Source organism: Janthinobacterium sp. SUN120 (assembly GCF_030397735.1).
GTDB classification, from domain to species: Bacteria; Pseudomonadota; Gammaproteobacteria; order Burkholderiales; family Burkholderiaceae_D; genus Janthinobacterium; species Janthinobacterium kumbetense.
In genome coordinates, this window is the sequence record NZ_JAPUBW010000006.1 from 192,054 (window position 1) to 203,976 (window position 11,923).

Consider the following 11,923-nt stretch of genomic DNA (forward strand, 5'->3'; position numbering starts at 1 on the left):
GTTCGTGCGGTCCATCCTATCCGGCCCGCAGAGGAACCGAAAAAAACTTACAAACACTTACGCAGGCTCACTGGCGGAATTTTTAATGCTTCCCGGTATTTGGCAACAGTACGTCGCGCAATCACCATGCCTTGTTCCCCCAGCATGTCCGCAATCTTACTGTCGGATAAAGGATTTTTAGGGTCTTCTGCTCCTGTCAGTTGCACGATCAATGCCCGTATCGCCGTCGATGACGCTTCGCCCCCCGCTTCGGTGGCGACGTGGCTACCAAAGAAATATTTCAACTCGAACATGCCGTGCGGGGTCAGCATGTACTTTTGAGTTGTTACCCGCGAGATAGTACTCTCGTGTAAACCCAGTGTATCAGCTATTTCACGGAGCACAAGGGGGCGCATGGCAACGGCCCCATGCGAGAAAAAGTTCTTTTGTCTTTCTACTATCGCCTGCGCCACACGCAGGATCGTGTCGAAGCGCTGGCGCATATTCTTGATCAGCCACTTGGCTTCCTGCAACTGTGCGCCCATGGCGCCCTCCCCCTTGCCCTGCTTGAGCAAGTTGGCGTACATGGCGTTGACGCGCAGGCGCGGCATGACGTCGTTGTTCAGGGTGACTTGCCAGCCATTGCGCGCGCGCTTGACGACGACGTCGGGCACCACGTAATCGGAGACGTCCGAGGCGAACACGGCGCCCGGATGCGGATTGCACTGGCGAATCACCGTCTGCGCTTCGCGCAAGTCTTCATCGTCGCAATCGAGGGCTTTTTTCAGCTTGTTGAAATCGCGCTGGGCAAACCAGGCCAGGTGCTTTTCCACGATCACGAGGGCCATGCGCCGCGTCACCATGGCGATGTGCGGCAAGCGCTTGATTTGCAGGGCCAGGCATTCGGACGCGTTGCGCGCGCCCACGCCCGGCGGATCGAAACTTTGCAGCAGCGACAAGGCCGTGCGCATCTCGTCGGCGTCGATTTCCAGCTCTTCCGGCAGGCGCGCCAGGATGTCGTCGAGCGACTCTTCCAGGTAGCCATTGTCGTCGAGCGCGTCGATGATCAGCTCGACCAGCGCGCGGTCGCGCAATTCGAGCACCGTCACGCGCATCTGCTCCATCAGGTGTTCGCGCAGCGTGCAGTGATGAGCCTCCAATTGCGGACGCGAATCTTCGTCGTCGGGCGCCTTGCCCCGGCTCGCCTCGCTCCAGTCGCTGTCGCCGCCATCCGCGGCGGCCGGGCTGTCGCCACCCTCGCCGTCAAACGCTTCCGCTTCGGCCGGCGCTGCGGGCGCCTCCTGGCCTGGTGGCTGGGGCGGCCCTTCGGCCGGTGCGGCCGTGGAGCTCAAGGCCCCGTCGGACAGCAGGCGCAGCGAACGGTCGAGCGGATCGTCGAGGCGTTCGAGCAAGGGATTGTCCGTCAGCAATTGCTCTAATTCCTGGTGCAATTCCAGGGTAGACAATTGCAACAGGCGTATCGATTGCTGCAACTGCGGCGTCAGTGCCAGGTGCTGCGAAGTGCGCAGCTGCAATGATTGTTTCATTGGCTTACATGCGGAAGTGTTCGCCCAGATAGACCCGGCGTACCGACTCGTTCGCAATGATGTCGTCGGGGCGTCCCGACGCCAGCACCGAGCCCTGGTTGATGATGTAGGCGCGGTCGCAAATACCCAGCGTCTCACGCACATTATGATCGGTAATCAGCACGCCGATATTGCGCTCCTTCAAGAAACGCACGATGCGCTGGATCTCGATCACGGCGATCGGATCGACGCCGGCGAACGGCTCGTCGAGCAGCACGAAACGGGGATCGGTGGCCAGCGCGCGGGCGATTTCCACGCGGCGGCGTTCGCCACCGGACAGGGACAGCGCCTGGTTCTCGCGCAGCTTTTCAATCTGCAGGTCGGCCAGCAATTTATCCAGCCGTTCCTCGATCTCGGCCTTCGTCAGCGGACGGCCTTCGACGGTCTGGATTTCCAGCACGGCGCGGATATTGTCTTCCACCGTCAGCTTGCGGAAGACGGACGCTTCCTGCGGCAGGTAGGACAGGCCCATCTGTGCGCGGCGGTGGATCGGCAGGCTGGAGATATCCACGCCGCTGATATCGATGCTGCCGCCATCGGACGGCACCAGGCCGACGATCATGTAGAACGAGGTGGTCTTGCCGGCGCCGTTCGGGCCCAGCAAGCCCACCACTTCGCCGCATTCGACTTGCAGCGAGACATCATGCACGACTTGCCGCTTGCCATAGGTTTTTTGCAGCCCGCGAACGATCAGGGTGCTGCCGCAACGTGTATTTTCCATTATTTCTTTCCTGGCGCGGGCGTGGCCGGCGCTTTCTCCGCTGCCGGCGCCTTGGTCTTCGGCTGGATCACCATGCGCACGCTGCCGCCATCGGCGGTGCTGGTGCCGCTGTTGGAATTTTCCATCGCAAATTCTTCCTTGCGGCTGTCATACGAGATGAAGGCGCCGTTGGCCACATCGGTGACTTTCGCCCCTTCCAGGCGCGTCAGCTTGGCTCTGGAAAACAGTTTCACCACTTCCGTCTTGTTGTCGTATTCCACGCGCTCCGCTTCGCCTTCGACCCACAGGTCGCCCGCGCCATCGCGCTTCTGGCGGAAGGTCGCGAGCTTGCCGGGATCGGCCCAGAAGGTGATGAACTGGTAGCCTTGCGGGTCTTCCGTGATCAGGGCCCGGCCCGCCTTCATGGTCAGGGTACCCTTGACCAGCACGACGTCACCCGTCAGGGTGCGCACCTGCTTGATGTCATCGACGTGGCCGCTGCGTGCCGTGATGACGGCTTCCTTCTCGGAATCGGCCTTCTCGGCATGCGCCACGCCCATGATGGCCAGCGAAAATACGGTCAACAGCAAGATGTTCTTCATAATATGGTTTCCTTGTTTCATTCTGTCATTTTGCCGCCGCGGCCGGGCGCGGTTTCGGCGGGAGGACCATGCGCAGCGCATTCTGCACTTCCACGACGCCGGTGGCGTTATTCGCCTTCATGCCGACGCCATTGATGCGCGAGGCGCCCGTCAGGATATCGACAGGCACATCCGTTTCCATTCTTTCCTCGTCCGGGAACACCGTCAGCGCTTCCGTCTTGACCGTCAGGTTCTGCGCCTTCGGACTGGCCACGCGGTCGATCACGACCTTGCGGTGCAGTTGCAGCCGGGTATTATCCTGGTCGATATGCGCCAGTTCCGCATTCATGTTCATCGGCGGCATGCCTGGCGTGAGCTTGCGCACGAAGGGCTGGTCGATATCGGACGAGTCGTCCAGCGGATAATGCGTGAGCTTGGTGCCCGACACGATATAGCTGGGCTTGCCCGTCAAATCCATGCGCACCAGGCTGAAATTGGTGATGAAATAGTCAGGTTCATCCAGATGCTTGCTGGCCGTAATGTCCTGGCCATTCTTGTTCATCACCTCGAGCAGCCAAAAGCTGCCCAGCGCGACGACAACCGCGCCCAGCACGGTAAAAATCATGCGCCAGCGATGGGCGCCTCCTGGCTTACGCATAGGGCTTCACTCTTTCAAAGGTCACTGGCGAGGCGGCGCGCCTCACTCCAGGAACGGCGCCATGACGCGCGCATAGTTGTCCTGGGCGCGCAGCAGGAATTCGCAGATCTCGCGCACCGCGCCGCGACCGCCGCCGGCCTGCGTCACATGGTGCGCCAGGCCCTGCGCCTCCGGACGCCCGCCCGGCACGCTGACGGCAAAGCCCACGCGTTTCAGGATGGGCGCGTCGATGACGTCGTCGCCGATATAGCCGCATTGCTCTTCCGTCAAGCCCGTCAGCGCCAGCAATTCGCGAAACGGCGTCAGCTTGTCGTGGCCGCCCTGGTGCACATGGGTAATGCCCAGGTCTTGCGCGCGGCGCGCCGTGATGGCCGAGCGGCGCGCGCTGATGATGGCCGTCTGCACGCCCGATTCCTGCAGCAGCTTGATGCCCAGGCCATCATACACATTAAACGTTTTCATCATCTCGCCGTCCGGGCCGAAATGCAGGCTGCCGTCGGTGAGCACGCCATCGACGTCAAAGATCATCAGTTTGACCTTGGCCGCCCGCGCCAGGTTGTCCGCCACGCTGTCCATCAGATCACCTTCGCTTGCGTCAGATCATGGATATGCAGCGCGCCCACCAGCTTGCCGTCGGCATCGACGACCAGCATCTGGTTGATGCGGAACTGCTCCATCACGGCCACGGCGTCGACGGCCAGGCGTTCGGGCGCGATGCTGCGCGGCTGCGCATGCATGACGTCGCGGATCGCCACTTGCGTGAAATCCTGCACGCGCTCGAACATGCGGCGCAGATCGCCATCCGTAAACACGCCCACGGGGCGGTTGTCCGCGTCGACGACGGCCGTCATGCCCATGCCTTTCTTCGTCATTTCCTCCAGCGCCTGCAGCAAGGAAGCGTCCACGGGCACCTTGGGTACGCGTTCGCCGCTGCGCATGACGTCATGCACGTGCGTGAGCAAACGGCGGCCCAGGGCGCCGCCCGGATGCGAGCGGGCGAAATCTTCTTCCTTGAAGCCGCGCAAGTCGAGCAAGGCCACGGCGATCGCGTCGCCCAGGGCCAGGGTGACGGTGGTGCTGGCCGTCGGCGCCAGGTTCAGCGGACAGGCTTCTTTCTCAACAGAAATATCCAGGTGCACGTCGGCCAGCTGGGCCAGGCTCGAATTGGGCTTGCCCGTCATGGAAATCAGCACGCCGCCCATGCGCTTGACGACGGGCATGATGGCCATCAGTTCCGATGATTCGCCGGAGTACGATATGGCAATAAAAGCATCGTCCGAGGTGACCATGCCCAGGTCGCCATGGGCCGCTTCGGCCGGATGCACGAACAGGGCCGGCGTGCCGGTGGAAGCGAGGGTGGCGGCAATCTTGCGCGCGATGTGACCGGACTTGCCGATGCCGGAGACGACGACTCTTCCCTTGCATTGCAGCAACATCGCCACGGCGCGGCCGACGCTGTCGTCCGTGGCCAGGCGCGCATGCAGCGCAACGATGGCGTCGGACTCGATCTGCAAGGTGGTGCGGGCCAGCGCGACAGCGCGCTCGGTCGTCGCTTGCATGTCAATTCGATCAAAAGCTTTCAGCATTGTTTTTTCATGGGTTACACTCATGCCCAAAGTATAAACGAATTAGGAAAGCAAAAAACTTGCCAGTCACAACAAACAACGATTTCCATTGACCGTACCGGGCAACCCATGTTTTCCTCGCTTGAACTGACCCTGATGTTACTCGGCAGCGCCGTGCTGGGCGTGGTCGCTTTCAGAATGTTGCATTTGCCGCCCATGCTGGGCTACCTGGCCGTCGGCATCGTCATCGGCCCCCACGCGCTGGGCCTGGCGGCGGAAAACGAGGCCAGCCACACCCTGGCCGAATTCGGCGTCGTCTTCCTGATGTTTTCCATCGGGCTAGAATTTTCTCTTCCCAAGTTCCTCGCCATGCGGCGCATCGTCTTCGGCCTCGGCATGGCGCAGGTGGTCACCACCATCATCGCCACCGTCGTCTTCGGCTGGTTTGTCGCCCGTTACCTGTCCGCCTACATCCACCTGAGCTGGCAAGCCGCCTTCGCCCTGGGCGGCGCGCTGGCCATGTCGTCGACGGCCATCGTCTCGAAAATGCTCACGGAGCGGCTGGAACTGGAAAGCGAACACGGCCGTAAGATCATCGGCATCCTGCTGTTCCAGGACCTGGCCGTCGTGCCCCTGCTGATCCTGATTCCCGCCCTCACCCGCGATTCGGACAACCTGGCCGAAACCCTGGCCTGGGCCGGCGGCAAGGCCCTGGTCGTGCTCATTTTGCTGCTGTTCATCGGCCAGAAGATGGTGCGCGGCTGGCTGACCATCGTCGCCAAGCGCCGCTCGCAGGAATTGTTCATGCTCAACCTGCTGCTGATTACCCTGGGGGCGGCGTGGATCACGGAACGGGCAGGATTGTCGCTGGCCCTGGGGGCCTTTGTTGCCGGCATGCTCATTTCCGAGACGGAATTCAAGCACCAGGTGGAAGAGGATATCAAGCCCTTCCGCGACGTGCTGCTGGGCCTATTCTTCATCACCGTCGGCATGCTGCTCAATATCCGCGTGGTGCTCGACAACTGGTGGCTGGTGCTGCTCTTGCTGTGCGGGCCCGTGCTGCTGAAATTCGCCCTGATCGCGGGCCTGGCCCGGCTGTTCGGCTCCAGCAACGGCGTTGCCTTGCGCACAGGGCTGGGCCTGGCGCAGGCGGGCGAATTCGGCTTCGTGCTGCTGAACCTGGCCGGCGGCATCAAATTGATGGACCCGTTCGTCGTGCAGGTGGTGCTGGCGTCGATGGTGCTGTCGATGCTGGTGGCGCCCTTCCTCATCGCCAAGTCCGACGCCATCGTCATGAAACTGGCGGCCAACGACTGGATGATGCAATCCTTGGCGTTGACGAAGATCGCCACGCGCACCATGGCGTCGCAGAAACACGTGCTGATTGCCGGCTTCGGCCGCAGCGGGCAAAGCCTGGCCACCCTGCTGGCGGAAGAAAAGATCGAATACCACGCGCTGGACCTGGACCCGGAACGGGTGCAGGAAGCGCAGCTGGCCGGCGCCCACGTGTCGTATGGCGACGCGGGCAGGCGCGAAAGCCTGGTGGCGGCCGGCATCTACCGGGCCAGCGCCGTGGTAATCACGTACGCCAACACGCCTTCGGCACTGAAATTATTGCATTTACTCAACGAAATGGCGCCGACCTTGCCCGTCATCGTGCGCAGCCACGACGATACCGACCTCGACCAGCTAAAGAACGCGGGCGCGGCCGAAGTGGTGCCGGAATTGATGGAAGGCAGCCTGATGCTCGCTTCGCACGCACTGATCATGATGGGCGTGCCCCTGCGCCGCGTGGTGCACCGCGTGCAGGCCGCGCGCGAGGAGCGCTATGCCTCGCTGCGCGGCTATTTCCACGGTTCCAGCGACGCGGGCGACGATGCCGAGCTGGAACGCCTGCATACGGTCACCGTCAGCGACGGCGCGCACTGCGTGGACTTGCCCTTGAGTGCGATCGACGTGGCCGGCTGCGGCGCGTTTGTCACGGCCATCCGCCGCGGCCGCGGCCGCCTCGACGTCACCCCCGAGACGCAGCTGGCCAGCGGCGACGTGGTGGTGCTGCGCGGCACGGCCGACGCCGTGGCCAAAGCAGAAGCATTGCTATTTAAATAACTATTCTGACGGTGCCTGCCAGCTGATGACCTTGTTGCGGCCATCGGCCTTGGCCTGGTACAGGGCCTGGTCGGCGTGCGCCACCAGCTGCTGCGCCACCGTTTCGATCGGCAGCAGCGCCGCGTCCGCCTCCAGGCTGGCCACGCCGATCGAGACGCTGACCCACGCTTGCGCGCTGCCCGGCAAGTCGAACATGGTGCCGGCGATGCTGGCGCGGATACGTTCGGCAACGAACGTCGCACTGTCGAGGTCGGCGTCGATCAGCAGCACGACGAATTCCTCGCCGCCGAAGCGGCCCAGCGCATCGGAGCGCCGCAATTCCGTGCGGATGCGCGTGGCCACTTCGCGCAGCACTTCATCGCCGCCCTGATGGCCATAGGTGTCATTGACCAGCTTGAAATGGTCGATATCGATATACATGCATGAAATGCAATAATTCTGGCGCCGCGCGCGGGCGATTTCTTCCAGCAGCCGACGGTCGATATAACGGCGGTTGTAGACGCCCGTCAAGGAATCGGTCAAGCCGATGTATTTCAGCATTTCATTGCTGATCACGTTTTCCAGGCAAATGGCGATGATGGAAGCCATGTGCTTGATGAAATCCGTGCCCAGCACGGGCGTAAAGCGCGTCACGTCGCTGCTGGCCAGGTTCAGGCTGCCAATCAGGCGCTTGTTGCGCAGCAAGGGCACCAGCGCCACGCTGCGCAAGGGCGAGTCGATGCCCGGGAAACGCGGGCCATGCACGGCGGCATCGAAGGCGCCCAGCAGCGGCAGCGGCGGCAAGGCCGCTTCGCCCTCGGCCACGGGCGCCGACGGGGCAAAACCCAGCTCCGCCACGGCATGCACGAACAGCAACCGCGGGAAGGCGCTGAAATCGACGCCCAGCTTTTCCATCACCAGCACGATATCGTCATCCTCGTCGAGCAGGCTCAAAGTAACGCCGTCGAGGTCGGAAATCACGGGCAAGGTGCGGAAAATGGTGCCGATCAGTTCGGGAAACGTGGACGCGCCGACGATTTCCAGGTCGAACGCCTGGTGGCGGCACATGATGTCATGGTTGCGCTCGACCTGTTCCAACAGGAAAGCCATGCGCGCCCGCAAGGCCTGGTTTTCGGCTTCGAGGCTGGCAATGCGCGGGTCCGGCGGTATTGCTTGATTCATAGAAACCTTAAACCCTTCTGTGCGGGCGCCATGCTTAAAATGCCAGTTCGAAACCGATGTCCTGCCCCACTACGATACGCTCATCGCCGCCTTCGGTGACGATGGCGTTCATGCCGAAGCAGATGGCGCCGTCAAGCTCGGGCTTGGCGCGGTAGCCATGCATGACGTCGAGCGGGTCCGGTCCGGGCACGCCCGTGGCCTGGTCCACCGACGGAATCGGGCAGCGCGAGCACGGCTTGACGGGTTTTAACACGGTCGCGCCGAATTGCAGGAAGTCGGCGTAGTCTTCCTCGAAGGCGCCGATATCGCCGATGACGAGATTGGGACGAAAACGGTTCATCGGCAAGGCCTCGCGGCCGGCGGCGCGCAGCTTGTCATTGACGTCGGCTAGCGAGGCGCTGCCGGCGATCAGCACCGGATAGCCATCGGCAAACATGGTCGAGGCGGCCACGCCATCCGTCCACTTCGTGCTGGTGGCGCGCACCACGTCCGGGTGAAAGCGCACCAGGCGGCACGGCACGCCGACGGCCTTGGTAAACCAGGTGGCCGTGACGTCGTCGCAATCGTAGGCGCGCACGGTATCGTCCCACACTTGCACGTCCAGCATGGGCGCCAGTTGCGGATGCGGCAAGCCCAGCTCGATTTCCAGCCGCAACATGCCCGGCGCGCGCAATTCCAGGGTGGTGGCCTTGATGGACGGCACGATCAGCGCCATGCGCGGATGTTCGCGCTGCGTCAGGAAGCGGCCGTGCTCGTCCACCACCATCCATTCGCGGTCGAACACGTGCTCGCTCATCAGCCCTGAACGCGTCAGGACAGCCTCGCGCAAATGGATGCCGGCGCACGATTTGATCGGATACAGGATGATGTCGGACAGGATAGCCATGGACAGGGGAGAAGGAACAGTGTTGCTGCTTCAGCCAGGAAGTTATTCAAAAACGAAGTATGGCAGCAAAGCGGGCAAGCGTAAATCCGCCAAGCCCAGCCGCAGTGGCCGGGCCGACGTGACGGCGATCAATACGTGTAGAAAATACGCTGGATTTCTTGCGTACTATTGGTTTTGGTCAAGGCCAGCATCAGCAGGATGCGGGCTTTTTGCGGGTTCAGGGTGTCGGATACGACACTGTCGAGTTCATCGTCGTTGGCTTCGCCATTGCGCGCCACGATGCCCTGGCCGACGCGGCTCGAACGCACGATCAGCACGCCCTTCTGGCGCGCTTCCACCAGGGCCGGCTTCATTTGCGCGGCCACGCTGCCATCGCCCACGCCTGCGTGGATGATGCCCTTGGCGCCGGCGGCGATGAAGGCGTCCATACCGACGCGGTTCATGTTGGCGTAGCCATAGACGATGTCCACTTGCGGCAAGGCATCGAGCTTGCTGATGTCAAATTCCGACTCCAGCGTGTGCTTGCGCGTCGACTGGCGGTAGAAAAAGGCCTTGCTGCCCTGGATGTAGCCGAGCATGCCCAGTTCCGGCGACTTGAAGGTGTCGGTGGTCGAGGTGTTGGTTTTGGTCACTTCGCGCGCGGCGTTGATCTGGTCGTTCAAGGCCACCAAGACACCCTTGCCCACGGCTTCCTTGCTGCCCGCCAGCATCACGGCGTTGTACAGGTTGATGGGGCCGTCAGCCGAGATGGCCGTCGACGGACGCATGGCGCCCACCACCACCACCGGTTTATGGCTCTTCACGGTCAGGTTCAGGAAGTACGCCGTTTCCTCGATGGTGTCGGTGCCGTGCGTGACGACCACGCCATCGACATCGCTCGAGGCCAGCAGCACGTTGATGCGCTTGGCCAGGGCCAGCCAGTGGCTATTGCCCATGCTTTCGCTGGCGATCTGGAACACTTGCTCGCCTTTCACGTTCGCCACTTTTTTCAATTCCGGCACGGCCGCGATCAGGCGCTCGACACCCACGGTGGCCGAGGTATAGCCGACGGTGGTGGTGCTGTCGGCGCCGCTGCCGGCGATGGTGCCGCCCGTGGCCAGGATCACCACATTCGGCAATTTGACGGCCGCCTGCTGCGCGCGCGCGGGGGAAGCGGCGATAAAGCCCATCAGCATGGTAGCCAGCATCAGCTGTGCACAAGAATGGAATTTGCGTGAAAACATGGTGCTCCCGTGAGGTGTACTGTCAAAAATAACAAAGTCGTGTGCAAATTATATGTCATCCATGCCGGGGCAAATCCCGAATTCATGCGTATCGCGCAAACGTGCGCGCCTTCCCTTGCGCTACAGTGGCGCCATGTCCACACTGCCGCCCATCCGGTCTTGCCTCCTCCTGCCGCTCGTCTTGATGGCGCTCAATGCCTGCGCCACGCAAATCGAACTGCGCACGGCGGCGCAACAGGAACAATGGGGGCGAGAAGCGGCCAGCCAGGGCGACTGGACACAAGCCATGCGCAACTACGCGGACGCCGTCGGGAATGTCGAACTGGGCCACGGCGATCTCGCTTGGCAAGCACGGCTGCACCACCAGGCGGGACGCGCCGCCAGCGGGGCCTGCCGCTACGATGCGGCCGAATTTCATTTCCGCCAGGCCATCGCGCTGGCGAAACGCAGCAAACAATCGAGCGCCCTCGGCTACAAGGCCCTGATCGACCTGTATGAACGCCAGGGCAAGGCCACGGAAGCCTTGGGCGTGCGCAATGAATTGGGGTTTCATCAATCGTGGGCGCTGGGCGCCTTTGCCGACCTGGAATCGCTGCCGGCAGGCAAACCTTGCGGAGTTGCTCGATGAGTATCGCACGTCCCTTGCTGGCCGCCTCCAGCCTCCTCGCCGCCATGGCGCCGGCGCGCGCCGTCGAAGCACCGCTGCCCCTATGGGAAGCGGGCGTGTTTGGCGGCACGGCCATCACGCCCGCCTATCCGGGCGCCAGCGAACGCTCGACGCGCAGCCTGGCCCTGCCCTATCTGATTTATCGCGGGAAAGTCTTGCGCGCCGACCGCTCCGGCGTGGGCGCGCGCCTGTTCAATACGGAGCGATTCGATTTCGATATCGGTTTTGCCCTGTCCCTGCCGGCCAGGTCCAGCGACGTGCCGGCCCGGCGCGGCATGCCGGACCTGGGTACCCTGGTGGAATTTGGCCCGCGCCTGAAAATCAGGCTGGCCGAGCCGACGCAGCACAGCCGCCTGGGGCTGGAGCTGCCCTTGCGCGCCGTCATCGAAGCGCGCGGCGGCCTGCGCCGCCAGGGCGCCACCTTCGAGCCGCGCTTCGTCTACGCGCTGCAAGACGGGCAGCAGGTCTGGCATGTGGACGCCAGCCTGGGCGCCGTGCTGGGCAATGCCGCCATCAACGATTATTTTTATGGCGTCAGTCCCGCGTTTGCCACCGGCCAGCGCCCCGCGTATGCGGCAAAAAGCGGGCTGATGCTCACGCGGCTGGGCCTGGGCGGTTCGTACCGGCTGCAGCGTGACTGGCGCGCCTTTGCCTTTGTACGCTACGACACTTACACAGGCGCCGCCAACCGCGCCAGCCCCCTGCTGCGCCAGAACAGCGGCACCTCGGCCGGCATCGGCCTGATGTGGACGTGGCAACGTTCAAACAGCCAGGCGCGGGGCCCGGACGAGTAATAACAGCGAGACGG

At 62.9% G+C, this 11,923-nt stretch carries 12 protein-coding genes; 3 read left to right on the forward strand and 9 right to left on the reverse strand.

All coding sequences use genetic code 11. The features are described 5' to 3' along the window. Positions 1-47: 47 nt before the first annotated feature. From O0879_RS25335 to O0879_RS25360, 6 genes are read right to left on the reverse strand one after another with little or no spacing between them, the layout of a single operon-like run. Positions 48-1,526 carry an RNA polymerase factor sigma-54 gene (locus O0879_RS25335; RefSeq protein WP_289905729.1) on the reverse strand — a complete coding sequence of 493 codons (1,479 nt, stop codon included), beginning with the start codon at positions 1,524-1,526 and terminating at the stop codon, positions 48-50. Between the two features lie 4 nt (positions 1,527-1,530). Continuing rightward, complete coding sequence (lptB, locus tag O0879_RS25340) at positions 1,531-2,286, reverse strand: LPS export ABC transporter ATP-binding protein (RefSeq protein ID WP_077398949.1); 756 nt, start codon at positions 2,284-2,286, stop codon at positions 1,531-1,533. After that, entirely contained in the window at positions 2,286-2,867 is a 582-nt protein-coding gene (gene lptA / locus O0879_RS25345; RefSeq protein WP_077398947.1) for a lipopolysaccharide transport periplasmic protein LptA, read from the reverse strand. The genes lptB and lptA overlap by 1 nt, the downstream gene beginning before the upstream one ends. A gap of 25 nt (positions 2,868-2,892) precedes the next feature. Further along, positions 2,893-3,504: an LPS export ABC transporter periplasmic protein LptC gene (gene lptC, locus O0879_RS25350; RefSeq protein ID WP_289905730.1), complete on the reverse strand. Its 612-nt coding sequence runs from the start codon at positions 3,502-3,504 to the stop codon at positions 2,893-2,895. Between the two features lie 42 nt (positions 3,505-3,546). Continuing rightward, positions 3,547-4,080: an HAD hydrolase family protein gene (locus tag O0879_RS25355; RefSeq protein ID WP_077398943.1), complete on the reverse strand. Its 534-nt coding sequence runs from the start codon at positions 4,078-4,080 to the stop codon at positions 3,547-3,549. Continuing rightward, on the reverse strand, positions 4,080-5,090 hold the full coding sequence (locus tag O0879_RS25360; protein WP_099665691.1) for a KpsF/GutQ family sugar-phosphate isomerase: 1,011 nt from the start codon (positions 5,088-5,090) through the stop codon (positions 4,080-4,082). Before O0879_RS25360 ends, O0879_RS25355 begins: the two co-directional genes overlap by 1 nt. Before the next feature lie 108 nt (positions 5,091-5,198). On the opposite strand from O0879_RS25360, the gene O0879_RS25365 reads away from it, so the two are divergent. Continuing rightward, a complete protein-coding gene (locus tag O0879_RS25365; protein WP_289919388.1) occupies positions 5,199-7,178 on the forward strand; it encodes a monovalent cation:proton antiporter family protein in 1,980 nt (659 codons plus the stop codon). On the opposite strand, the gene O0879_RS25370 is transcribed toward O0879_RS25365, so the two are convergent. From O0879_RS25370 to O0879_RS25380, 3 genes are all read right to left on the reverse strand, one after another. Then, positions 7,179-8,339 (reverse strand): DUF484 family protein, encoded by a 1,161-nt coding sequence (locus O0879_RS25370; protein ID WP_289919391.1) that lies wholly within the window; start codon positions 8,337-8,339, stop codon positions 7,179-7,181. A gap of 34 nt (positions 8,340-8,373) precedes the next feature. Then, positions 8,374-9,225, reverse strand: coding sequence for an MOSC N-terminal beta barrel domain-containing protein (locus O0879_RS25375; protein ID WP_289919393.1), 852 nt, complete (start codon positions 9,223-9,225; stop codon positions 8,374-8,376). 128 nt (positions 9,226-9,353) lie between these two features. After that, positions 9,354-10,448 carry a type II asparaginase gene (locus O0879_RS25380; protein ID WP_099665695.1) on the reverse strand — a complete coding sequence of 365 codons (1,095 nt, stop codon included), beginning with the start codon at positions 10,446-10,448 and terminating at the stop codon, positions 9,354-9,356. Between the two features lie 133 nt (positions 10,449-10,581). Between O0879_RS25380 and O0879_RS25385 the strand changes: the two genes are divergently transcribed. Beyond that, entirely contained in the window at positions 10,582-11,076 is a 495-nt protein-coding gene (locus O0879_RS25385) for a hypothetical protein (protein ID WP_289919395.1), read from the forward strand. After that, entirely contained in the window at positions 11,073-11,909 is an 837-nt protein-coding gene (locus O0879_RS25390; protein WP_289919397.1) for a MipA/OmpV family protein, read from the forward strand. The genes O0879_RS25385 and O0879_RS25390 overlap by 4 nt, the downstream gene beginning before the upstream one ends. The last annotated feature ends 14 nt before the right edge of the window (positions 11,910-11,923 follow it).

Bases quoted from the DNA above. Each gene is read 5' to 3' on its own strand.
- O0879_RS25335 (WP_289905729.1), bottom strand. From the start codon at position 1,526: ATGAAACAATCATTGCAGCTGCGCACTTCGCAGCACCTGGCACTGACG.
- O0879_RS25355 (WP_077398943.1), bottom strand. From the start codon at position 4,080: ATGGACAGCGTGGCGGACAACCTGGCGCGGGCGGCCAAGGTCAAACTG.
- O0879_RS25380 (WP_099665695.1), bottom strand. From the start codon at position 10,448: ATGTTTTCACGCAAATTCCATTCTTGTGCACAGCTGATGCTGGCTACC.
- O0879_RS25375 (WP_289919393.1), bottom strand. From the start codon at position 9,225: ATGGCTATCCTGTCCGACATCATCCTGTATCCGATCAAATCGTGCGCC.
- O0879_RS25365 (WP_289919388.1), top strand. From the start codon at position 5,199: ATGTTTTCCTCGCTTGAACTGACCCTGATGTTACTCGGCAGCGCCGTG.
- O0879_RS25370 (WP_289919391.1), bottom strand. From the start codon at position 8,339: ATGAATCAAGCAATACCGCCGGACCCGCGCATTGCCAGCCTCGAAGCC.
- O0879_RS25360 (WP_099665691.1), bottom strand. From the start codon at position 5,090: ATGCTGAAAGCTTTTGATCGAATTGACATGCAAGCGACGACCGAGCGC.
- lptA (WP_077398947.1), bottom strand. From the start codon at position 2,867: ATGAAGAACATCTTGCTGTTGACCGTATTTTCGCTGGCCATCATGGGC.
- O0879_RS25385 (WP_289919395.1), top strand. From the start codon at position 10,582: ATGTCCACACTGCCGCCCATCCGGTCTTGCCTCCTCCTGCCGCTCGTC.
- lptB (WP_077398949.1), bottom strand. From the start codon at position 2,286: ATGGAAAATACACGTTGCGGCAGCACCCTGATCGTTCGCGGGCTGCAA.
- lptC (WP_289905730.1), bottom strand. From the start codon at position 3,504: ATGCGTAAGCCAGGAGGCGCCCATCGCTGGCGCATGATTTTTACCGTG.
- O0879_RS25390 (WP_289919397.1), top strand. From the start codon at position 11,073: ATGAGTATCGCACGTCCCTTGCTGGCCGCCTCCAGCCTCCTCGCCGCC.